Source organism: Streptomyces sp. NPDC047515, from assembly GCF_040643055.1.
Taxonomy (GTDB): Bacteria; Actinomycetota; Actinomycetes; order Streptomycetales; family Streptomycetaceae; genus Streptomyces.
In genome coordinates this window covers 1-21,812 of record NZ_JBEYTM010000071.1, presented here as the reverse complement: position 1 = coordinate 21,812, position 21,812 = coordinate 1, and the positions used below count along the sequence as shown (strand labels likewise).

General features: G+C 72.1%; 16 protein-coding genes and 2 tRNA genes. 6 read left to right on the top strand and 12 right to left on the bottom strand.

The features are described from left to right. Window positions 1-55: 55 nt before the first annotated feature. From ABZ826_RS34560 to ABZ826_RS34550, 3 genes are read left to right on the top strand one after another with little or no spacing between them, the layout of a single operon-like run. Window positions 56-871, top strand: a complete 816-nt coding sequence (locus ABZ826_RS34560; protein WP_361457557.1) for a YceI family protein — start codon at window positions 56-58, stop codon at window positions 869-871. 9 nt (window positions 872-880) lie between these two features. Next, a complete protein-coding gene (locus ABZ826_RS34555) occupies window positions 881-1,351 on the top strand; it encodes a PPOX class F420-dependent oxidoreductase (RefSeq protein ID WP_361457554.1) in 471 nt (156 codons plus the stop codon). Between the two features lie 25 nt (window positions 1,352-1,376). Further along, entirely contained in the window at window positions 1,377-2,339 is a 963-nt protein-coding gene (locus tag ABZ826_RS34550; RefSeq protein WP_361457551.1) for an NAD(P)-dependent oxidoreductase, read from the top strand. 15 nt (window positions 2,340-2,354) lie between these two features. Here ABZ826_RS34550 and ABZ826_RS34545 read toward each other — a convergent pair whose 3' ends face one another. Together ABZ826_RS34545 and ABZ826_RS34540 are read right to left on the bottom strand one after the other, a co-directional pair. Next, window positions 2,355-3,113: a TetR/AcrR family transcriptional regulator C-terminal domain-containing protein gene (locus tag ABZ826_RS34545; protein ID WP_361457548.1), complete on the bottom strand. Its 759-nt coding sequence runs from the start codon at window positions 3,111-3,113 to the stop codon at window positions 2,355-2,357. Window positions 3,114-3,205: 92 nt separating this feature from the next. Further along, entirely contained in the window at window positions 3,206-4,735 is a 1,530-nt protein-coding gene (locus ABZ826_RS34540) for an MFS transporter (protein ID WP_361457545.1), read from the bottom strand. A gap of 128 nt (window positions 4,736-4,863) precedes the next feature. Between ABZ826_RS34540 and ABZ826_RS34535 the strand changes: the two genes are divergently transcribed. Continuing rightward, on the top strand, window positions 4,864-5,721 hold the full coding sequence (locus ABZ826_RS34535; protein WP_361457542.1) for an endonuclease/exonuclease/phosphatase family protein: 858 nt from the start codon (window positions 4,864-4,866) through the stop codon (window positions 5,719-5,721). A 3-nt stretch (window positions 5,722-5,724) separates the two neighbouring features. Here the strand turns inward: ABZ826_RS34535 and ABZ826_RS34530 are convergent, their stop codons facing one another. From ABZ826_RS34530 to ABZ826_RS34495, 8 genes are all read right to left on the bottom strand, one after another. Next, entirely contained in the window at window positions 5,725-7,899 is a 2,175-nt protein-coding gene (locus ABZ826_RS34530; RefSeq protein ID WP_361457539.1) for a glycosyltransferase family 39 protein, read from the bottom strand. Beyond that, entirely contained in the window at window positions 7,896-9,254 is a 1,359-nt protein-coding gene (locus tag ABZ826_RS34525; protein ID WP_361457536.1) for a bifunctional glycosyltransferase family 2/GtrA family protein, read from the bottom strand. Before ABZ826_RS34525 ends, ABZ826_RS34530 begins: the two co-directional genes overlap by 4 nt. Before the next feature lie 26 nt (window positions 9,255-9,280). Continuing rightward, window positions 9,281-10,858, bottom strand: coding sequence for an ATP-binding protein (locus ABZ826_RS34520; RefSeq protein WP_361457533.1), 1,578 nt, complete (start codon window positions 10,856-10,858; stop codon window positions 9,281-9,283). A gap of 64 nt (window positions 10,859-10,922) precedes the next feature. After that, a complete protein-coding gene (locus ABZ826_RS34515; RefSeq protein WP_361457530.1) occupies window positions 10,923-11,660 on the bottom strand; it encodes a response regulator transcription factor in 738 nt (245 codons plus the stop codon). A 167-nt stretch (window positions 11,661-11,827) separates the two neighbouring features. Continuing rightward, window positions 11,828-12,706, bottom strand: coding sequence for an amidohydrolase family protein (locus tag ABZ826_RS34510; protein ID WP_361457527.1), 879 nt, complete (start codon window positions 12,704-12,706; stop codon window positions 11,828-11,830). A 34-nt stretch (window positions 12,707-12,740) separates the two neighbouring features. Then, the gene (locus ABZ826_RS34505; protein ID WP_361457524.1) at window positions 12,741-13,622 is read right to left on the bottom strand and encodes a DUF2797 domain-containing protein; all 882 of its coding nucleotides are present in this window, start codon (window positions 13,620-13,622) and stop codon (window positions 12,741-12,743) included. 81 nt (window positions 13,623-13,703) lie between these two features. Continuing rightward, window positions 13,704-13,776, bottom strand: a tRNA-Arg gene (locus ABZ826_RS34500). A gap of 249 nt (window positions 13,777-14,025) precedes the next feature. After that, window positions 14,026-14,116 (bottom strand) — tRNA-Ser (locus ABZ826_RS34495). A gap of 235 nt (window positions 14,117-14,351) precedes the next feature. On the opposite strand from ABZ826_RS34495, the gene ABZ826_RS34490 reads away from it, so the two are divergent. Both ABZ826_RS34490 and ABZ826_RS34485 read left to right on the top strand, forming a co-directional pair. Then, window positions 14,352-14,810 (top strand): SSI family serine proteinase inhibitor, encoded by a 459-nt coding sequence (locus ABZ826_RS34490; protein ID WP_361457521.1) that lies wholly within the window; start codon window positions 14,352-14,354, stop codon window positions 14,808-14,810. A 213-nt stretch (window positions 14,811-15,023) separates the two neighbouring features. Next, on the top strand, window positions 15,024-19,040 hold the full coding sequence (locus ABZ826_RS34485) for a PAS domain-containing protein (RefSeq protein ID WP_361457518.1): 4,017 nt from the start codon (window positions 15,024-15,026) through the stop codon (window positions 19,038-19,040). Window positions 19,041-19,119: 79 nt separating this feature from the next. Here ABZ826_RS34485 and ABZ826_RS34480 read toward each other — a convergent pair whose 3' ends face one another. Both ABZ826_RS34480 and ABZ826_RS34475 read right to left on the bottom strand, forming a co-directional pair. Next, entirely contained in the window at window positions 19,120-20,769 is a 1,650-nt protein-coding gene (locus tag ABZ826_RS34480) for a long-chain fatty acid--CoA ligase (RefSeq protein ID WP_361457515.1), read from the bottom strand. A gap of 147 nt (window positions 20,770-20,916) precedes the next feature. Beyond that, entirely contained in the window at window positions 20,917-21,522 is a 606-nt protein-coding gene (locus ABZ826_RS34475) for a SigE family RNA polymerase sigma factor (RefSeq protein WP_361457512.1), read from the bottom strand. Window positions 21,523-21,812 lie beyond the last annotated feature (290 nt).

Here is a 21,812-nt window from a genome sequence, read left to right as displayed (position 1 = left end):
CGTCCCCGCCCCGGGGCCCGACTCATTGAGTCATTGAGCAAGGAGAGAAAACGGGATGGGACTTCGCGCACAGGTACGGACGCGGGACGGCTGGGCGGTTCAGCACGCGGTCGTGACGGTCACCGACATGACCGGCACACAGGTGCTGCGGGCCACCGCCGACGAGGACGGGGCAGTGCGGACCGACACTCCCCTGCAGGCCGGCGCGTACACGGTGATCGTCACGGCGGTCGGGTACGCCCCCGCCGCCTCCACCGCCCTCGTCACGGCGAGTGGGCGGGTCGAGGCCGGCACGGTGGTGCTGGCCCGCCAGGGCGGTGTGGAGCTGCCGCCGCCGGGCGCCTGGTCGCTGGACCCGGCGCACTCCTCGGTGGCCGCGGTCGCGCAGCACCTGGGGATCTCCAGCGTGCACGGCCGGTTCACCGAGTTCAGCGGCCGGATCGAGATCGCCGAGGACGCCGAGCGGTCCAGGGTCGACGCGGTCATCAACGCGGCCAGCATCGAAACCGGCAACGGCATGCGCGACAAGCACCTGCGCTCGCTGGACTTCCTGGACACCGACCGGTTCCCGGAGATCACATACCGCTCCAACGCGCTGACCCCGGCGGGCCCGGACCGCTGGCTGGTCCACGGCGACCTGACGATGCGCGGTGTCGTGCGCCCGGTCGACCTGGACCTGAGCTACCTCGGGACGGGCCCGGACCCGTGGGGCGGGGTGCGTGCGGCGTTCAACGCCACGGCGGAGCTGCGCCGCGAGGACTTCGCCATGAACTACAACCAGGTGGTGCAGGCCGGCATCTCGGCGATCGGTACGACGCTGCGGGTGGAGCTCGACATCCAGGCCGTGCAGGGTGAGTCCCTGCCGTCGTAGTCTGCGGACATGGCACCGAACATCGCGACGAACACCGCTGTGGAACTCGACGAGTTGCTGGCCTTCGTACGGCCCAGGCACCGGGCGATCCTGCTGACCACCCGGTCCGACGGCCGCCCCCAGGGCTCCCCGCTGACCTGTGGTGTCGACGACTCCGGCCGGATCGTCGTCTCGACCTACCCCGAACGGGCCAAGGCCCGCAACGCGAAACGGGACGCGCGGGTCAGCGTGATCGTCCTGTCGGACGAGTGGAACGGGCCGTGGGTGCAGATCGACGGTGCGGCCGAGGTGATCGACACACCGGATTCGGTCGAGCCGCTCGTCGAGTACTTCCGGAACATCTCCGGGGAGCACCCGGACTGGGACGAGTACCGGGCGGCGATGGTGAAGCAGGGGAAGTCGATCATCCGGATCACTCCGGAGCGGTGGGGTCCGATCGCCACCGGCGGCTTCCCCGCCCACCTGGCGTCCGGCGGCTGACGGCTGTTTCCGGACGACTTCCCCCGTGCCCTCCCTGACACATCGGCGGGTTCCGGCGCCGGGCCCGCTCGCGCGGGGCCGGCTGCTGGCCGCGCCGACGGTGGACGCCGCCGTCGTCCGCGAACTGGAGCGGATCACCGGCCGCCCCGTACACCGGGGTTCTTCCGACACGACGCCGCGCGAGCCCTTCGTCTATGTCGGCGCCACGCTGCCCGACGCACTGCGGAGCGCGTCGCTGCTGTGGTTCCACAGCGTGAACGCCGGTACGGACGCCCTGCCGGCCGCCGGACCGTGGCCTTCCGGCGCCCTGCTCACCCGGACGGTGGGCCGCATGGGCGAACGCATCGCGCAGTACGTGCTGGCCTGGGTGCTCGCCGACTGCCAGTCCGTCCCCGAGTTCGCCGCCCAGCACGCACGGGCCGAGTGGCGCCGCATCCCTTCCGAACCTGCGGCCGGCCGGACGGCCCTGATCTACGGCACCGGCCGCATCGGCTCGGCCGTCGCCGCTCTGCTGCGGGGATGCGGCATCCGGACCGTGGGCGTGGCACGTGGGGCGCGCACGGCAGCGGCGGGCTTCGGCCGGGTCGTCGGGGCCGACGAGGACGCGGGGCCGCTCGCCTCCGCGCGGTGGGTGGTCTCCACGCTGCCGCTGACCACCGCGACGGACGGCTTCTTCGGCCCGGACCGGTTCGCGGGCATGGGCGGCGCCACATTCATCAATGTCGGCCGGGGCAGGACGGTGGACATGCGGGCACTGGAGACCGCGCTGCGCTCCGGTGCGGTGGGGCGCGCGGTGCTCGACGTACTGCCCGAGGAGCCCGCCGCGCCGGACGACCCCTGCTGGCGGCTGCCCCGCACGGTGATCACCCCGCACTCCGCGGGCATCACGGCGGACGAGGACATCGTCACGGACTTCGCGGCGTGCTGGGACGCGGTGGCGCAGGGGCGGGTCCCGGACACGGCGGTGGAGGTGGGGCGCGGGTACTGAGGGACGAGTGAGGTCTCAGCGGTCCCGCATCGTCTCGATGCCCGCGATCAGCAGGTCCAGGGCGAAGGTGAAGTCCCGCTCGCGCATCTCCTCGACCGTGTCGCCGCCGCGGGCGTCCATCAGGTCCTGCGAGGCCTCCACGATCCGGCTGAGCTGCGGCTGGCTCCGGATGGCGCCCAGCGCCTGCCGGAAGAACTCGTCCTGACTGATCCCCGACTCGACACTGCGCTGCACGAAGTGGCCCTCGATGGTGCCGAATCCGTACACGAACTGGAAGACCGCGGAGAGCGCCCCCGTCTGCTGGTGCAGCGGCAGACCCGTCGCCCGGATCACGTCCTGGATGGCGTACGAGAACAGCATCGAGTGCGGGCCCATGTTGAGGAAGTGTCCGGCGAGCGGGGAGACCCAGACGTGCCGGATCAGCAGGTGCCGGTAGGCGGTCGCCAGTTCGCGCAGCCGGTCGTGCCAGTGCGCGTCCTCCCGAGGGGGCGCGATCTCGCTGTAGACCGAGTCGAGGGCCAGCTCCAGCAGATCGTCCTTGGTGTCCACGTACCAGTAGAGGGACATCGCGGTGACGTCCAGCTCGGCGGCGAGTCGGCGCATGGAGAACTTGGCGAGGCCCTCGGCGTCCAGCAGCCGGACCGACGCCGCGGTGATCTTCTCCCGGTCCAGACCGGTCGGCTGGTCCGATTTGCGGGCGCGCGACGGTGCCCGCTGATCCAGCCACACACTGGTCCTGGCAGGGTTCTTCACACGATCGGCCGCGGACACCATGGCACTCTCCTCGTCTTGCCGGAGGGACGGATCGGACGCGTACGTGTGCGCATGAAGCGAATTCATACGGTCCGATACGCCCCTCCTCGATGCTATGCCGCGGCCTCGCCCCCGGCCGAGGCCGCCCGCGCGGATTCTGCCCGCTCGGCACGGCGCAGAAGCACCGCGGCCAGCAGGCCTCCGGCCAGCACCGCCACCGACCCGACGAGTTGGCTGGTCTCCAGTCCCGAGGCGAAGGCGTCCGTGATCCGTACCCGCTCGCCGGCATCGGTGGCCGAGGCCAGCGCGGCGGGCAGCGAGGCCGCCCCGACGGCCGCCGGCACGAGCGCCGCGAACCGGGAATTGAGCACCGCGCCGAGCACGGCGACCCCGAGCCCGTTGCCGAATTCGGCGAGCGTGCCGTTGACCCCGGCGCCCACGCCCGCCTTCTCCGGCGGAATGGCACTCATGATCGCGTTGGCCATGGCGGGCATGGCGAGCGCGATGCCCGCGCCCATCACGACCAGCCCGAGCAGCATGCCGCCGTAGCCGTTGCCGCCGAGCAGCGCGATCGCGGCGAGACCGGCGGCCAGCAGGCTCATCCCGGCCGCGATGGTGACCGGCGTACCCAGCTTGGGCACCAGCCTGGCGCCCAGCCCGGTGAGGTTCAGGGCGACGACGCTCAGCGCCAGTGGGGCCGTACGCAGACCGGCCTCCAACGGTCCGTAGCCGAGGACGAACTGCAACTGCTGGGTGAGCAGGAACAGCGAGCCGCCCATCCCGAAGGCGACCAGGATCGCGCCCGCGACCGCACCGACGAACTTCTGGTTCCGGAAGAAGTGCATGTCCAGCATCGGGTTCGGGATGTGCAGCTCCCACAGCACGAACCCGGCGAGGACCGCGACCCCGGTGAAGCCGGTCAGCAGCACCTGGCCCGACGTCCAGCCGTGCTCCGGGCCGGAGATGATCGCGTACACAACGGATGCCATACCGATGGTGGAGAGCAGCGCGCCGAACAGGTCGGGGCGGTCGCCACTGGGGTTCTTGGACTCCGGGACGAGCCGCACGACGGCGGCCAGACCGATGACCGCGACGGGAATGTTGATCAGGAAGATCGCGCCCCACCAGAAGTGGTCGAGCATCACTCCGCCGATCAGCGGTCCGACGGCGAAGCCGAGCGAGCTGACGGTCGACCAGATGCCGATCGCCTTGACCCGCTCCGTGTCGTCGAAGATCTGCACGACGACGGCCAGGGTCGTCGTCATCAGCAGCGCACCGCCGATGCCCATGCCCGCACGGGCGGCGATCAGCTGCGTGGAGGACTGGGCCAGTCCGGCCACCAGCGAGCCGATGCCGAACAGGGCGAGCCCCGCGACGAGCATCTTCTTGCGGCCGTAGCGGTCGGCGGAACTGCCTGCCGTGAGCAGCAGACCCGACTGGACCAGCGAATAGGCGTTGATCATCCACTGCACATCGGCGGTGGAGGCGTTCAGCTCCTTGGTGAGGGAGGGGATCGCGACGTTGAGCACGGTGTTGTCGAGCAGCACGGTGAGCTGGGCGAGGCAGATCACCCCGAGGATCAGCCAGCGCTGCGGGTGGCTCGGCGGCGAGAGGTGATTCTGCTCGGCGGCTATCGCCGTCATGCGGACTCCTGATGCCTTATACGGTGTACGAGTACGAGACGTACACCGTATAGCCGCCCTTGTACGGTGTACAGCTCATTTCCGCGCGATACCGTGCTCGCCGCTGATCCGACAAGGACTGGAGTGGTATGTCACTGCGTCGTCGTACGGTGGAAGTACTCATCACAGCGGGCCTGTTGGGGACCGCCCTCGCGCCTCCCACGTCAGCCGCCGGGCAGGAGCACACGGTGCCGCTGCGCGTGGCCACGTACAACATCCATGCGGGCGCCGGCATGGACAATGTCTTCGACCTCGACCGGCAGACCGCCGAACTGCGTTCGCTGGACGCCGATGTGATCGGGCTGCAGGAGGTCGACGCCCATTGGGGCACGCGCAGCGAGTGGCGCGATCTGGCGGGAGAGCTGGCCGAGCGGCTGCACATGCGGGTCTCGTTCGCCCCGATCTACAGCCTCGATCCGGTGACCCCCGGTGCGCCCCGGCGCGAGTTCGGGGTCGCGGTGCTGTCCAGGTACCGGATCGTGAGCGCCGAGAACCATGAGATCACCCGGCTCTCCACCCAGGACCCGAACCCTGTACCGACCCCGGCGCCCGGCTTCGGCGAGGTGGTCCTGCGGGTGCAGGGGCTGCCCGTCCATGTGTATGTGACGCACCTCGACTACCGCGGCGACCCGTCCGTACGGACCACACAGGTCGCCGACACCCGCCGGATCATGGCCGAGGACAAAGCCCCCGGCCGGCAGCGGGTGCGGCAGATCCTGCTCGGTGACTTCAACGCGGCGCCGACCGCACCCGAACTCGCCCCGCTGTGGCGGGAGCTGACAGACGTCGAGCCCGGCGGGCCGACGTACCCGGCGCAGGATCCGGTGCAGCGGATCGACTACGTGGCGGTGTCGAAGGATTCCGTGCGGGTGCGCGACGCGGCGGTGGCCGAGACACTCGCCTCGGACCACCGCCCGGTCGTCGCGGATCTGCTGCTGCGGCGCTGAACCCTATGCGCCGCTCTTCGGCCGGGTCAGGTCGTAGAAGGTGGCGCTGCCGACCGTGACCTCCTTGAAGTTCTCCTCCACCCAGGAGGAGATCTGGGACGAGGTGCCGCTGTTGCCGCCGCCTCCGCCCGTTCCGCCCGTTCCGCCCGCGACGAAGTAGTGGATCCTGCCGTCCTCGACGTACTTCTTGAACTGGGAGAGCGTCGGGGACGGGTCACTGCCGTTGAAACCGCCGATCGCCATCACCGGGTAACCGGTGGCGAGTTGGTAGCTCGCCGCGTTCTGTGAGCCGATGGCGGCGGCGACCCAGGTGTAGTCGCCGGCGTTCTTCTCCAGCAGCTTCTCGGCCGCGGTGCTGACGGACGAGCCGTTGAGCAGACCGCCCATGCCGCCGCCTCCTGGAGTGCCGCCTTCACCCATGCCGTCGGGTGCGGTGCCCGGCGCGGCCCCCGGTTGCTGACCGTTCCCCTGGATGCCGCCCTGGCCCGGCCGGCCCGGGGAACGGCCGCCCTGACCACCGGTCGGGGGCTGCCCCATGGGGCCGCCCTGCTGACGGGCCATACCGGGAGGCCGCATTCCGCCGCCCATGCCACCGGGGCCGCCCCGGCCGCCGCCTCCGGGGCCGCCCATCGAACTGGCTCCGGACGGACCGGCCGTGACGATCGAGCCCTGATGCCCGGTGTTCAGCGTGGAGAGGGTGTACGCCGTCGGCCCCGCCAGCAACGCGACAAGGCTCACCCCGACCGCCACGAGCGCCGGTCGGCGCCCGAGACGCGTGGCGAACAGCAGGCCCACCGCCCCCACCGCACCGGCGATGAGGACGGCCCAGCGCAGCCACGGCAGGTAATCCGGCGTCCGCCCCAGCAGGACGTACGACCAGAGCGCGGTCACCACGACCGTGACGCCGAGCGCCCCGCGCGCCCACCACCTGGACCGTTCCTCCCACAGGACCGTGGTGCCCATGCCGACGAGCGCCGCGAGGTACGGCGCCAGCGCCACCGTGTAGTACTGGTGGAAGATGCCGGCCATGAAGCTGAAGACGAGCGCCGTCATCAGCAGCGAGGCGCCCCAGGCGAGGAACGCCGCACGGGCGGTGTCGCTGTGCTTCGCCCGCCAGGTCAGCCAGACCCCCGCGACGAGCAGGATCAGCGCGGCGGGCAGCAGCCAGGAGATCTGGCCGCCGATCTCGGAGTTGACCATCCGGCCGATGCCGGTCTCCCCCCACTGACCGCCTGCCCCGCCGCCGCCTCCCCCGACGCTGCCTGTCTCGTCGCCGTTGATCCGGCCGAGGCCGTTGTAGCCGAAGGTCAGCTCCAGGAAGGAGTTGTGCTGCGAGCCGCCGATGTACGGACGCGACGACGCCGGCCGGAGTTCGACGATCGCCACCCACCAGCCGCCCGCGACGACCATCGCCAGTGCCGAGAGCCCGAGTTGGCCGAGCCTTCGGCGTACGGGGACCGGTGCGAACACCGCGTACAGCACGGCCAGTGGCGGCAGGATCAGGAACGCCTGCAGGGTCTTCGAGAGGAACGCGAAACCGACCGCGCCACCCGCCCACACCAGCCACCTGGTGCGGCCGTTCTCCATCGCGCGCAGCACGCAGTAGACGGTGACCGTCATCAGGAGCGCCAGCAGCGCGTCCGGGTTGTTGAAACGGAACATCAGCGCGGCGACGGGCGTGAGGGCGAACACCACCATCGCGATCAGCCCGGCGGCGGCGCTGAAGCGGCGGCGTACGGCCGCGTACAACACCCCGGCCGTGGCCACCCCCATCAGCACCTGCGGGGCCAGGATCGCCCAGGAACCGAGGCCGAAGACGCGCACCGAGAGAGCCATCGGCCAGAGCGCGGCCGGGGGCTTGTCGACCGTGATCGCGTTCGCGGCGTCCAACGAGCCGAAGAAGAAGGCCTTCCAGCTCCGGCTGCCCGCCTGGACGGCCGCGGAGTAGAAGGAGTTGGCGTACCCGGAGGCGCTGAGGTTCCACAGGTAGGCGAGCGCGATGACCAGCAGCGTCGCCAGGAAGGCGGGCCGCACCCAGCGCGGGTCCTCGGGTCTGCCCCGCCACACACGGTGCGCCAGGGGCCTGTTCGGGCGGGCGTGGCCGGCGGCCGGTGCCGCGGGCGGGAGCGTCGGGGCCTGGGGCGGGGCCGGAAGGTGGTCGGGACGCAGCGTGGTCATCGGGCGTTCCCCCGTTCGTGGTGGGTGTCGTCGGCGTGCCCTGCAGGTCCCACGGAGGCTCCGGGGGCTACGGAGACTCCGGGGGCCGCAGCGGCCGCTGGGCTTGCGGCGCGCTCCGGGAAGACCCAGGCGCGGAAGAGCAGGAACCGCAGCACCGTCGCCGCGAGGTTCGCCGCGATCAGTACGGCGAGTTCCGTGCCGTGCGACGGCGATCCGGACGCCGCTCCCAGCGCGGCCAGCGAGCCGCTGGTCAGGGCCAGACCGATGGCGAAGACGACCAGGCCCTGCGCCTGGTGGCGGACGGCTCCGCCCCGGCCGCGTACGCCGAAGGTGAGCCTCCGGTTGGCCGCCGTATTGGCGACGGCCGACACCAGCAGCGCGCCGCCGTTGGCGAGCTGCGGGCCGGCGCCCAGCCGGAAGAGCGAGTACAGGACGAGATAGAAGAGCGTGGAGAGCGCGCCGACGACACAGAACCCGACCAGCTGCCGGGCCAGTCCGCCCGGCACCCCGCTCAGCGCCCGGTCGCGCGGATCGTCCCCGAAGGGCCTCGCCAGCCGGTCCAGCGGCAGCGCGCCGACCGCCAGCGCCCGTCCCACCCGCCACACGCCTTTCAGGTCCTCCGTCGCCGTCCGCACGATGTGGACGGTGGAGTCGGGATCGTCGACCCAGTCGACCGGCACCTCGTGGATGCGCAGCCCGGCCCGCTCGGCGAGCACCAGCATCTCGGTGTCGAAGAACCACCCCGGGTCCTCCACCATCGGCAGCAGCCGCTGCGCGACGTCCCGCCGGATGGCCTTGAACCCGCACTGCGCGTCGCTGAACCGGGCGGCCAGCGAGGAGCGGAGGACGAGGTTGTAGGCCCGCGAGATGAACTCCCGCTTCGATCCGCGCACCACGCGCGAGCTACGGGCCAGCCGCGAGCCGATCGCCAGATCGGAGTGGCCCGAGATCAGCGGTGCGACCAGCGGCAGCAGCGCGTTCAGGTCGGTGGAGAGATCGACGTCCATGTACGCCAGGACCGGGGCGTCCGAGTGCGACCAGACCGTGCGCAGCGCCCGTCCCCGGCCCTTCTCCTCCAGCCGGTACGACCGCACCCGGGGCAGCGCCGCCGCGAGCCCGGCCGCCACCTGCGGCGTACGGTCGGTGCTCGCGTTGTCCGCGACGGTGATCCGGAAGGCGTACGGGAAGGTGCGCGCCAGATGGTCGTGCAGGCGCAGCACACACGGTTCGAGGTCCTTCTCCTCGTTGTAGACGGGTACCACCACATCGAGTACGGGGTCACCCGCCGCATCGACCGCTCCGGCCAGGAGGTGGTCCCGGGCCGGCAGGGCGCTCCAGGGAGTGTCGGTTCGCATGCCGTCGACATTCGTCAACTCCGCTGTCACACCGGTGTGCTGAGCCTGTCCCCCCGCTGTGAGTGCGGCGCGGCCGGGGACCCGGCTTCCGGCTCCGCGGGCAGATGGACCGCGAACACCGTGTGCCCCGGGACCGAGGACACCTCCACCCGGCCGCTGTGCGCGGTGACGACGGCCTGCACGATGGCGAGCCCGAGCCCGGTGGAGCCCGCGTGGCGGGAGCGCGAGGCGTCGCCTCGCGCGAACCGTTCGAAGACGTGCGGCAGCAGCTGGGGCGGAATGCCGGGCCCGTCGTCCTGGACCTCCAGCGTCACCGGGGACCGGCCGGCCGCGGCACGCACCCGTACGGTGACGGTCGTGCCGGGCGGGGTGTGGGTACGGGCGTTCGCCAGCAGATTGACCAGCACCTGATGGAGCCGGGTCGGATCGCCGTGCACGGTCACCGGCTCGTCCGGCAGGTCGAGGCGCCAGTGGTGACCCCGCTGCCCGGCGGCACGGGCATCGCTCACCGCGTCGATGACGACGGGGGAGAGGTCGGTGCTCTCGCGGCTGAGCGGGCGCCCTGCGTCCAGGCGGGCGAGCAGCAGCAGATCCTCCACCATGCCCGTCATCCGCTCCGCCTCGGACTCGATCCGCCCCAGGGCGTGCCGGGTGTCGGGGCCGGTCTCCTCATGGCCGCGCCGGGTCAGTTCGGCGTATCCCCGGATCGAGGCCAGCGGGGTGCGCAGCTCGTGACTGGCGTCCGCGACGAACTGACGTACCCGCGTCTCGCTCTCCTGCCGCGCCTCCAGCGCCGAACCGACGTGGCCCAGCATCCGGTTGAGCGCCGCGCCCACCTGGCCGACCTCCGTCCGGGGGTCGGCCTCGGCCTCCGGGACCCGTTCCAGGGGCGCCACCTCGCCGCTGTGCAGGGGGAGTTCGGAGACCCGGGTCGCGGTCGCGGCGATCCTGCGCAGTGGACGCAGCGCGACACCGACCATGGCGACGCCCGCGATTGCGGCCGCGATCAGACCGGCGCCGGTGACACAGACCTCGACGAGGATCAGCGTGGTGAGGGCGGAGCGCACCTCGGCGGCGGGGATGCCGACGAGGATCGTCGTCCCGTGCGGACCCGCGACGGCCTGGACCCGGTTGGAGCCGAGACCGGGCAGATCGATGCTCCGCGCCCCGTCCCCGGCAGGGATGTCCGCCGCCTCCAGGGCGCGCTGCTGGGCCCCGGTCATCGGCTGCCCGCTGTCCTCGGCCCCCGGCTCCGGCGTGGTGGAGCTCTCCGCGACCACCCGCGACTCGGTGACCGTACCGTCCGCCACGACGGCCCCGAAGGCTCCGACCGGCAGTCCGCGCGCATCGACGAAGGCCAGCGGGTCGTCGCTCTTCGGCGCGCCGCCCGGCATCGGTCCCGCTCCGCCACCGGGCGGCTTTCCGGCCCGCATGGCGACGGCGTCCAGCTGGTCGTCGAGCTTGCCGTACATGTAGCTGCGGTAGGCGATGGTGGTGACCGAACCGATGACCGCGGCCACCACGGCGATCAGCGTCACCGCCGAGACGACGAGCCGGGTCCGCAGCGTCCACGGCCCCCGCCGCCGGCCCACGCGCCCACGCACGGGGCCGCGCACCGGGCCGTGCGCCGGGCCACTCACCGGGCTACTCACCGGGCTACTCACCGGGCTACTCACCGGGCTTGATGAGATATCCCGCCCCTCGCCGGGTGTGGATCATCGACGACCGTCCCGCGTCGATCTTCTTGCGCAGGTACGAGATGTACAGCTCGACGACGTTCGCCTGCCCGCCGAAGTCGTAGTTCCACACCCGGTCGAGGATCTGTGCCTTGCTCAGCACCCGCCGCGGATTGCGCATCAGGAAGCGCAGCAGCTCGAACTCGGTCGCGGTGAGGTGAATGGACGTCCCGCCCCGGCTCACCTCGTGGCTGTCCTCGTCGAGGACCAGATCGCCGACGACGAGCGTCGACTCGCTGCGCACGGCCGCCGTGCCGGAGCGCCGGATCAGACCGCGCAGCCGCGCCACGACCTCCTCCAGGCTGAACGGCTTGGTGACGTAGTCGTCGCCGCCCGCGGTGAGCCCGGCGATCCGGTCCTCCACCGCGTCGCGCGCGGTCAGGAAGAGCACCGGGACCTCGGACAGCTCCCGCCGCAGTCTGCCGAGCACGGCGAACCCGTCCGTGTCGGGCAGCATCACGTCGAGGATCACCACATCGGGCCGGAAATCCCGCGCCATCCGGACGGCACCGGCACCGTCCCCGGCGCTGCGCACCTCCCAGCCCTCGTAGCGCAGGGCCATGGAGAGCAGCTCGGCGAGCGGGGCCTCGTCGTCCACCACCAGCACGCGGACGGGACTGCGGTCCGCCCTCAGCAGTTCGGTACGCCCCAGGGGCGAGGTCGTCGTCATGCCTCAACCCTGTGAGGCGCCTCTGAGAGGGTCCTTTTCCGTTTCTGTGAATTCCCTGAGAAAAGCGGCCGGCCGGCGAGCGGCGCTTCGCGACCGCCCCTTGGCAAGCAGCCTGTCGCAAACAGCCCTTCACGGGCGCCCGTTCACGAGCGCCCCTTCATGAGTGGTCAGTCCACGGCGAACAACGCGCTCGCGTTCCCGTGACAGACCGCGCGCAGCCAGTCGTCCCCCAGCTCCAGCCGGTCCAGCGCGTGCAGTTGGTGCGCGTACGGATACGGGATGTTCGGGAAGTCCGTCCCCAGCAGGATCCGGTCCCCGAGCGCGGCGAGCCGTCCCCGCTCGGCCACCGGGAACGGGGCGTGGCCCTCCGTGAAGTCCGTGAACGCCATCGTCGTGTCGAGCCGCACCTCCCGGTACGTCTCCGCCAGCGCCAGGAACTCCGCGTACTCCGGCATCCCCATGTGCGCCACGACCAGTCTCAGCCGCGGATGCCGCGCGAGCAGTCGGCCGATGGGTTCGGGCCCCGTGTGCTTGCCGGGCGCGGGCCCGGAGCCGCAGTGCGTCACCACCGGGATCCCGGCCTCCGCCAGCAGCCCCCACACCGGGTCCAGCAGCGGGTCGTTGGGGTCGTACGCGCCGACCTGCAGGTGCGACTTGAAGACCCGTGCCCCGGCCTCCACGGCCTCGCGCACATACCGCTCCACGCCGTCCTCGGGGAAGAAGGTCGCAGTGTGCAGACAGTCCGGCACCCGGCGTGCGAAGTCGGCCGCCCAGCCGTTCAGCCAGGCCGCCATCCCGGCCTTGTGCGGATAGAGCATCGAGGTGAACCGGAGCACGCCGAACGACCGCAGCAGCGCGAGGCGTTCGTCCTCGTCGTGCCGGTACTCGATCGGCCATTCCATCCCGGTCAGCGGCCCGGCGGAGTCGAAGTACGCCCAGACCTTGCGCAGCACCCGCTCCGGCATGAAGTGCGTATGGACGTCGATGATGCCGGGCAGCCCCAGCCGTTCCCGGAACCGCGCGACGTCGTCGGTGTCACCACTCACTTCGCACCCCTTTCACCGTCCGCCCCCGACGATCTCAGAACAGCCCGCCCTGCACTCCACCGCCCCCGATGTCGGCCACCGGCACATCCACCCCGGCCCCCGGATCGGCGCCCGCCAGCTCCCACCCGGTCATCAGCCGGGTGTCCAGCACCACGGCCCCGTGCGTCACCGTCTCCAGGTGCAGATCGGGCCCGGCCGCCGCCACCAGCCGTCCCCCGACCACGCCGCCGTCCACCAACTCGGTGACCGCCCACGCCACCTCGACCGCGCCGTCCAGCCCGAAGACCCCGGTGTGATCGACCGCTTCGAACGGCAACCGCTCCAGCGACTCCGGCCACCCCGCCCCCTCCAGCGCCACGGCCCGCCCGTAGAGCTCCGTCACCTCGGCACGCCGCTCCGCCGCCCCCGGCAGCACCGCGCGCACGGCGCGCTTCCGGGCGTAGGGAATCCGGTCCGGCACCCCGAGCGCCGACCGCAGCAGCTCCTCGGTCCGCCGCGCCGCCATCAACGGCCCCCGCCCCAGCCAGCTGAACACCACGGCCCCCTGCTCCCGCAGCCGCGCCGCCTCCCGCTCCTCCGCGGTGATCCCGACCTTCACCATCCCCGGCCCGAACCAGGCGAGATACACGCGGTACGTCCGGGGGTCGTCCACGATCGTGTCGGCGGCCACCGAGTGCGCCCGGTCCAGCCGCGCACACTCCGGGCACCGGGCCCCGGTGCTCCGCCCCGACACCACGGCCCCCACCGGACACACATTCCCGCGCGCCCCGACACAGCCCCGCCGCCCCGCGGCCCGGAACCCGAGCTCCGTCCCATAGGCCGGCGCGCTCACCCGTACGGCCCCGCCCCGCCGCCACCCCAGCACGGGCAGCCCCCGCGCGTCCGGCCACCGAAGCCCGGTGCACTGCCAGCCCATGCGTGAACTCCCGGATTCCGATGCGGTCGGAGCAATGCCAAGAGGCCCCCAGGATTTCTCCTGGGGGCCTCTTGCCTGCTGTGCACTCGGCAGGATTCGAACCTGCAACCTTCTGATCCGTAGTCAGATGCTCTATCCGTTAAGCTACGAGTGCTTGTGCGTTCCGGGCTTTTCTGCCTGGTCGGCGTTGCGGGAACAACATTACATGACCTGCGCCGTAGTGCGAAATCCTTTAGCCACACCACCTCTGACCTGCGAAAACGACGTGTCTGACGCCATCGCGGGCGGCGGCCGGACCGAGCGCCCGAACGGGCCGCGCACCACCCCGGGGTCGTATCCGGACCGACCGGGTCCGGATACGACCGAAGCCCCGTGCCGGTGGCACGGGGCTTCGGTGGGAAAGCGGAGGCGGAGGGATTTGAACCCTCGATGGGCTTTAAGACCCAAACCGCATTAGCAGTGCGGCGCCATAGACCGGACTAGGCGACGCCTCCAGCACACCCCGCGCGAGCGCGAGTGGTGCGTGCAGATGATGACACAGTTGAGTGTCGTGCCACCAATCGCGACCTACGGTACTAGGCAGTCGGGCGCGAGGGCAAAGCACCCGCGGTTGCGCAACGCCGTGGCGTGCGGAGCGTTAGTGATGACGGAGGCGTCGTCCTCCGCCGTTCCTTCGTTCCACCGGCTGTCCCGTCCCTCCCGTCGAAGTGCACGAGCACAGGAGCCCGCATGCTGCGCCGCCTCGCCCTCACCGCCGTCGTGTCCCTTGCCGCGCTGTCCGCCGCCGTACCGGCCGCGACTGCGGCCGCCGCGCCTCTTCCGCTGCCCCTTCCGCTGCCGCTGCTGCACGGGGACGACGGCCGCACCCGGCTGACGGTGACGCTCTCGGGCACGGGGGACCCCGCGGCCGAGGGGGTCTTCGAGCTGGAGTGCGGGCCCGCGGGCGGCAGCCACCCGGCGGCGCGGCAGGCCTGCGACCGGCTGGACGAGCTGGCGGCCGAGGGCGCGGACCCGTTCGCCCCGGTCCCCCGGGACGCGATGTGCACCCAGCAGTCCGGTGGGCCCGCGACCGCCCGGATCACCGGGAGCTGGCAGGGGAGGGACATCGACACGGTCGTCGACCGGACCAACGGCTGCGCGATCGCACGCTGGAACGGCCTTCGGCCGGTGCTCCCCAACGTCCGATGAGCGGGGCCGCATCCTTTCCCACGTCATCCCGAACGACACGTGACGGGCTGGAGTCGTACACCGTATGCACAGAACCTTGGTGAGAGCTCCCCCGCATCCGCCGTCCCACGCGCCGTCCCTGCCTTTAGACTCCTTCCGTGACAGCCCGCGGCCCGAGGGGCAAGATGGGGCCCGCTGTCGGCAAGGTGCGGTAACCAGGGAGGAAGCGTCGTCGTGAGCAGCAGGCCATCCCGAGGCACTGCTCGCCTCGCAGCCATACTCGATGCACTCCCCGACGGGCTGCTGCTCGTCAACTGCAACGGCACGGTCGTCAACGCAAACACCATCGCCCTGGAGATGTTCGAGACGCCGGGCACGGCGCTCGTCGGGCGCGGGCTCCTCGACCTGCTTCCGGAGTTCGACTCCAAGCTGATCCCCGGCTCGATGCGCCGGCCGGAATCCGCCGACGACCGCGGCCGTACGAAGCCGACGCGGATGACCGCACGGCGGACCGACGGCAACGAGTACCCGGTCGAGGTCACCAGCGCCAGCCTGGAGGACGGTCAGGCCGCGTACAACGACTTCCAGAGCGGCTACGGCGGCAGCTACACGGGGGACGAGCTGCTGATGCTCGTCGTGCGGGACCTGTCGGGCACCGTCGACACGGAGGCCGAACTGGCCCGTTCGCAGCGGCAGACCGAGATGATCCTGCGGGCCGCGGCGGAGGGCGTCGTCGGGACGGACACGGACGGACGGGTCGTCCTGGTCAACCCCGCCGCCGCGCAGATCCTCGGTTTCCGCGCCAGCGACCTGGGCGGGCAGGAGCTGCATCCGCTGATCCTGCACTCGCGGGCGGAGGGCGAACCGTTCCCGTACGAGGAGTCGCCGCTCGCCGACACCCTGCGGTCCGGCCGCAAGCACCGGGTGCGCGGGCAGGTCCTGTGGTCCAAGAGCGGTGCCCAGGTGCCGGTCGACCTGACCACCGCGCCGGTCCGGGACGGGGACCAGCTGGTCGGCGCGGTCATGACGTTCACCGACCGCAGGCCGTACGAGGAGCTTCGCGAGCAGCACGGGGACGAGGTCGCCGGGCTGATCGCGAGCCACGCCGACGAGATCGCCGGGCTGACGGAACGGCACGGCACGGAGCTGGCCGACCGGGCCGAGCGGTACTCGGCCGAACTGGAGGAGCAGGCCGAACGGCTGGCGGCGCTGACGGCCCGGCACACCCAGCTCACCGCCGTGCTCGGCGGGTCACTGCGCGGGCCGCTGGAGGAGCTGCACGGCGAACTCTCCACGCTCGCCGCCGACCCGGCCGGCCAGCTGTGGCCGGAGGCCAACCAGATCCTGCACCACCTGGCCGCGGGCTACGCCCGGATGACCACGCTCGTCGACAATGTGCTCGGCTACCAGCGCCTGGACGCCGGTACGGAGGAGTTGGTCAAGACGAACGTGCTGCTCGACTCGGTCGTGACGGCCGGGATCGACGCGGCCGTCGAGCTGATCGGGCCCGGACGTGCCCAGTTCGCGGTGCACGCGCCGCCGATCGAGGCCGAGGTGGACGCGGCCCGGCTGGTGACCGCGCTCGCCCATCTGGTCGCGGACGTCGCCGGCGTCGACTCGACCGGCAAGGCCCGCGTGGTGCCGGGCGGTGGCTACGTCGACTCGACGGTCGTCGTCGCGGCGGCACAGCGCGGTGAGGTCGTACGGATCGAGGTGCGTGGACCGTTCGCCGGGGGAGACCCGGTGCACGAGCCGATCGTGCGCGGGATCGTCCGGGCGCACGGCGGTGTGCTCCAGACGCACGAGGTGCCGGGGATGAGCGGCAGCGCGTACGTCCTCGAAGTGCCGTTGGGCGCGGGTTCGGGCACGGTGATGCCACCGGCGCCCGAGCCGGAGCCCGCGCCCGAGCCGGAGCCGATGGCCGGTCAGGGCGCGCCCGGTGGCGGGCGGCGACGCGCGCGGCGGTCGTCCACGGACGCGTTCCTGGAGAGCCCCGTGGGTGGTTCCGCAGCGGCGGCCGGGGCTTCCGGGGACGGTGACACCGGGGCGTCCGAGCCGACGGGGCGGCGACGGGCGCGTCGTGAACCCGCCGCACAGGGCGAGCAGGAGTCGCGGGGCACGCAGAGCACGAACGACATCATTCCCGCCCAGCAGAGCGAGGGATCGGGGCGCAGGCGGGGGCGGCCGAGTCCGGCCGAGACCGGTGATCGGCATGCCCTTCCGGCTCAGCTGTCCCAGTCGCCCGAGCAGGGTCAGGGGCCGCGGCCCGGGGAGGGCGCCGGCGGGCAGCAGGGGCCGGGACAGGCGTTGGCGCTGCCCGCGGCCTCGGCGCCGTCCGAGGGTGCGGTGGTGACCGCGGCGGAGGGCGCGCAGGGAGGTGGCGGCCGTCCGCAGCGCGGGCAGGCCGTGCCGCCCCAGGGTGTGCCGGCCGAGGCACCGTCGCCGGTACCGGCGGGTGGGCACCAGGCGCGTCAGGGCGGCGAGAGCCGGCTGGCCCTGCCGGCTTCCGGTTCCCCTTCCGCTCCCGTTTCCCCTTCCGCTTCCGCACCCGCTCCCGAGGGCCTCTCGCCGGTCGGTGACGGCCCGGCTCCGGTGCCGCAGCCGAGCGGGCGGCGGGCGCGGCGGGCACTGGCGGCCGCGCAGGAGCGGTCCGCTCAGGCCGAGCAGGCCGGGCCCCGTACCGCGTTCGCCCTCCCGCCCGCGGAGGCCGACCGGACCCCGTCCACGGCCGCCGACGCGGACGCCTCGCTGCCCGGACGCCATGACGCCGTGGGCATCACGCCGGACGACGACCACACACCGCCCCAGGCGCACCCCGTACCGACCGGGCGGCGCAGGGCGCGGCACGCCGACGGTCCCCAGCAGCCCGGACAGGCCGTGGCGCCCGACGAACGGCCCGGCGGGCACCTCGATGAGCAGGGCGTCGATCTGGCCGACGGCCTGGGCGACGACGGTCCTGACCGGTCCGCGGCCGGTCGGACCACGCACACCACCGGCACCACCGACGTCACGGGCACCTCCGAGTCCGCCGGAGGCACCGGCGTCGCGGAGAGCGGCCCGAGGAAGGACGTGCCCGGACCGGACGCGCGCAGGCAGCCGCTGCCCGCGGAGGTGCCGGTGCCCGAGGGTTCGTCGGACTCGACGCAGGGACGCGCGTTCAGCGTCCGGACGCTCGGGCAGGGTGTGCCGTTCGCCCAGCACATCGCCCACCAGCAGAACCAGACGCTCGGCGGCGGCGCCGGGCGGCGCCGCAAGCTCGCCGCTCCGCCGGAGAGCGAGCGCGCCCCGCAGGCGGCGCTGCCGCAGCCCGCGCCGTCCCAGCCCGCCCCGCCCCCGTCCGACCCTGCGCCGGGCGCACCGGTCGGCTCCGCGCCGGGGCAGCTGCTCTCCGCCCCGGAGGCCGAAGGACGCGCGTACGCCATAGGCGCACCCGATGAGGGCGCCGAGGGGCCGGAGCCGCTGGACGGTCCGGGTGGCGCGGTCGAGGTCGCCAACCGCCCGTCGCCGCAGCCGGTCGACGACGAGCTGCCCCCGGAGCCACTGGACAACCCGCGCCGACTGCTCGTCTGGCCCGCTCCCGACGTCTCCACTCAGCAGGCGCTGAGCGACCGGGGCTACCGGCCAGTGATCGTGCACTCGCGCGAGGAGGTCGACGCCCAGATAGCGGCGTTCCCCGCCGCGCTCTTCGTCGACCCGCTCACCGGCCCCATCACCCGCAAGGCGCTGCAGTCGCTGCGTCAGGCGGCGGTGGCGGCCGAGGTCCCGGTGCTGGTGACGGCCGGTCTGGGGCAGGCGTCGCGGGAGGCCGCGTACGGTGCCGACCCGGCCGTGCTCCTCAAGGCGCTCGCCCCGCGCGACAGCGAACAGCATCCGCCCCGGGTGCTGTTGATCGAGGAGCACGAGGAGATCGCACTGGCGCTGACGGAGACGCTGGAACGCCGCGGCATGCAGGTGGCCAAGGCCTCCACCGACAACGAGGCGGTGACACTCGCCACCCGGATGCGGCCCAACCTGGTGGTGATGGACCTGATGCAGGTGCGTCGCCGCCGGGCCGGGATCGTCGACTGGCTGCGCGCCAACGGGCAGTTGAACCGGACCCCGCTGGTCGTCTACACCTCCGCCGACATGACCGGGTCGGAGCTGCCGAAGCTCAGCTCGGGCGAGTCCGTCCTCTTCCTGGCCGAGCGCTCCACGAGCGACGAGGTACAGTCGCGCATCGTCGACCTGCTCTCGAAGATCGGCACGAACTGACCGGCGGACAGCCGGAAGTACGACGAGGGCGGTACGGGGAAGGTCCCGTACCGCCCTCGTCGCGTCCCGCCCTGCTGGGTCAGAGCCGGGTGACGTCCAGCTCGCCCTCCGCGTACTGCTTGCGGATCACCTTCTTGTCGAACTTGCCGACGCTCGTCTTCGGCACCGCAGGAATGATCGTCCAGCGCTCCGGCAGCTGCCACTTGGCGATGCCCGACTCGACGAGGAAGCCCTTCAGCACCTCGTAGTCCGCGATGGCGCCGTCCTTGAGCACGACGGTGGCGAGCGGGCGCTCGCCCCACTTCTCGTCCGGGACGGCGACGACCGCCGCCTCGGCCACGTCCGGATGTGCCATGAGGGCGTTCTCCAGCTCGACGCTGGAGATCCATTCGCCGCCGGACTTGATCACGTCCTTGGCCCGGTCGGTGAGGGTGAGGAAGCCGTCCTCGCTGATCACACCCACGTCGCCGGTCTTCAGCCAGCCGTCCTCGCTGAACTTGTCCTTGGGGCGCAGGGCCTCGCCGTCCGCTCCCCCGTAGTAGGCCCCGGCGATCCAGGGGCCGCGCACCTCCAGCTCACCGGCCGACTCGTTGTCCCACGGCAGGTGCTCGCCGCCGGGGCCGACCAGGCGCGCCTCGACACCGGCCGGGAAGCGGCCCTGGGTGACGCGGTAGGGCCACTCCTGCTCCTCGGTCAGCCCGGCGGGCGGGTTGGCCATGGTGCCGAGCGGAGAGGTCTCCGTCATGCCCCAGGCGTGGCAGAGGCGGACACCGAGCTTGTCGTACGCCGCCATGAGGGAGGGCGGACAGGCGGCGCCGCCGATGGTGACGCGGGCCATGGAGGTGAGGTCGCGCGGTTTGGCGGTGACCTCGGCGAGCAGCCCCTGCCAGATGGTGGGGACGGCGGCGGCGTGGGTCGGCCTCTCGCGCTCGATCATGTCGGCGAGCGGGGCGGGCTGCAGGAACCGGTCGGGCATGAGCATGTTGACGCCGGACATGAACGTCGCGTGCGGCAGACCCCAGGCGTTCACATGGAACTGCGGGACGACCACCAGCGTGGTGTCCTTGTCGGTCAGGCCCATCGACTCGGACATGTTGACCTGCATGGAGTGCAGGTAGACGGACCGGTGGGAGTAGACGACGCCCTTGGGGTCACCGGTGGTACCGGAGGTGTAGCACATGGCGGCGGCCCGGCGTTCGTCCAGCTCGGGCCAGCCGTAGCTGGTCGGGCGGCCGGCGAGCAGTTCCTCGTACTCGTGCACCCGCGCCGTCGCGCCGTCCAGGACGGAACGGTCGCCCGGCCCGGTGACGATCACGTGCTCGATCGACGTCAGATGGGGAAGGACGGGCGCGAGCAGCGGCAGCAGGGAGCCGTTGACGATGACGGCCTTGTCGTCGGCGTGCTTGACGATCCAGATCAGCTGCTCGGCGGGGAGCCGGAGGTTGAGCGTGTGGAGCACCGCGCCCATCGAGGGGATCGCGAGATACGCCTCGACGTGCTCGGCGTTGTTCCACATGAGGGTGCTTATGCGCTGGTCGCCGTGGACACCGAGTTCGTCGCGCAGCGCGTGCGCGAGCTGCGCGGCGCGCCGGCCGATCTCGGCGAAGCTGCGCCGCTGCGGCTCGGGCTCGCCTGTCCAGGTCGTGACCTGCGACTTCCCGTGAATGGTCATCCCGTGTTCGAGGATGCGGGTGACAGTCAGCGGTACGTCCTGCATGGTGCTCAGCACGGCGTCCTCCCGGTGGGCGCTACGCGGCAGTAGAGGTTCCGCTGATTCTGCGCACATACCAGGTGGTATGTCACTAGGTCTCGGGGTACGAATCGGTGTCGTTCGCCGAAACCGGTCCCCGGCGGGCGCCCGTCAGTCCGTCCGGGATCACCGCACCGGAGCCAGCTCCGGATCCTCCCTGAGCTTGCCGAGCGCCCGCGACACCGCGCTCTTCACGGTGCCGATGGACACCCCGAGCACCTCGGCCGTCTGGGCCTCGCTGAGATCCTCGTAGTACCGCAGGACCACCATGGCCCGCTGCCGGTCCGGGAGTTTCAGCACGGCCCGCCACATCGCGTCGTGCAGCGTCTGGTGCTCGGCCGGGTCGGGTGTCGGCGCGGCCTCCTGCTCCGGCAGCTCGTCGCAGGCGTACTCGTCGACCTTGCGCTTGCGCCACTGCGAGGTCCGGGTGTTCAGCAGCGCCCGGCGGACGTAGCCGTCGAGCGCGCGGTGGTCCTCGATCCGTTCCCAGGCGACGTACGTCTTGGTGAGCGCGGTCTGCAGCAGGTCCTCGGCATCGCTCGGGTTCGCGGTGAGCGAGCGGGCGGCGCGCAGCAGTACGGGCCCCCGCGCCCGTACGTACGAGGAGAACGACGGATACCGAGCGTGCTGGGCCCGCGAGGCGTACGGGTTGTGCGCGGCGTACGAGCCGTGCGGGACGTGTCCGATGGCGGCAGCTCCCCCGGAGGTGCCCGTGCAGACTGGCGTGGTCATGGCTTCCACGCTAGAAGCGGGCGTCGCCGCGTGTATCGGCCCCAGGTCCCGAAACGGCGTCCGCCTCAGGGTGTAGGGGTGGGGCCCGCTCCACCTCCTGTAGGTGGAGTCCTCGTCGTCGGGGCTCAGGGTCGTCCCCCGACGCCCCGTCGGGCCGGCGTCGCCGCCCGCGCTCGGGGGGCGACCGCTCAGCTGGTCGCCCGCCCGACAGGCTCTCAGAGCCTGTCGGGCGGCCTCTGATCGGGCGGCCACGCCCTGGCACGCACTCCCCCAAGGCCTTGAGGGCCAGG

Excerpts from the sequence above, each read along its gene's own strand:
- ABZ826_RS34555 (WP_361457554.1), top strand. The coding sequence starts at position 881 with ATGGCACCGAACATCGCGACGAACACCGCTGTGGAACTCGACGAGTTG.
- ABZ826_RS34530 (WP_361457539.1), bottom strand. The coding sequence starts at position 7,899 with ATGACCACGCTGCGTCCCGACCACCTTCCGGCCCCGCCCCAGGCCCCG.
- ABZ826_RS34560 (WP_361457557.1), top strand. The coding sequence starts at position 56 with ATGGGACTTCGCGCACAGGTACGGACGCGGGACGGCTGGGCGGTTCAG.
- ABZ826_RS34475 (WP_361457512.1), bottom strand. The coding sequence starts at position 21,522 with ATGACCACGCCAGTCTGCACGGGCACCTCCGGGGGAGCTGCCGCCATC.
- ABZ826_RS34540 (WP_361457545.1), bottom strand. The coding sequence starts at position 4,735 with ATGACGGCGATAGCCGCCGAGCAGAATCACCTCTCGCCGCCGAGCCAC.
- ABZ826_RS34525 (WP_361457536.1), bottom strand. The coding sequence starts at position 9,254 with ATGCGAACCGACACTCCCTGGAGCGCCCTGCCGGCCCGGGACCACCTC.
- ABZ826_RS34535 (WP_361457542.1), top strand. The coding sequence starts at position 4,864 with ATGTCACTGCGTCGTCGTACGGTGGAAGTACTCATCACAGCGGGCCTG.
- ABZ826_RS34505 (WP_361457524.1), bottom strand. The coding sequence starts at position 13,622 with ATGGGCTGGCAGTGCACCGGGCTTCGGTGGCCGGACGCGCGGGGGCTG.
- ABZ826_RS34545 (WP_361457548.1), bottom strand. The coding sequence starts at position 3,113 with ATGGTGTCCGCGGCCGATCGTGTGAAGAACCCTGCCAGGACCAGTGTG.
- ABZ826_RS34515 (WP_361457530.1), bottom strand. The coding sequence starts at position 11,660 with ATGACGACGACCTCGCCCCTGGGGCGTACCGAACTGCTGAGGGCGGAC.
- ABZ826_RS34490 (WP_361457521.1), top strand. The coding sequence starts at position 14,352 with ATGCTGCGCCGCCTCGCCCTCACCGCCGTCGTGTCCCTTGCCGCGCTG.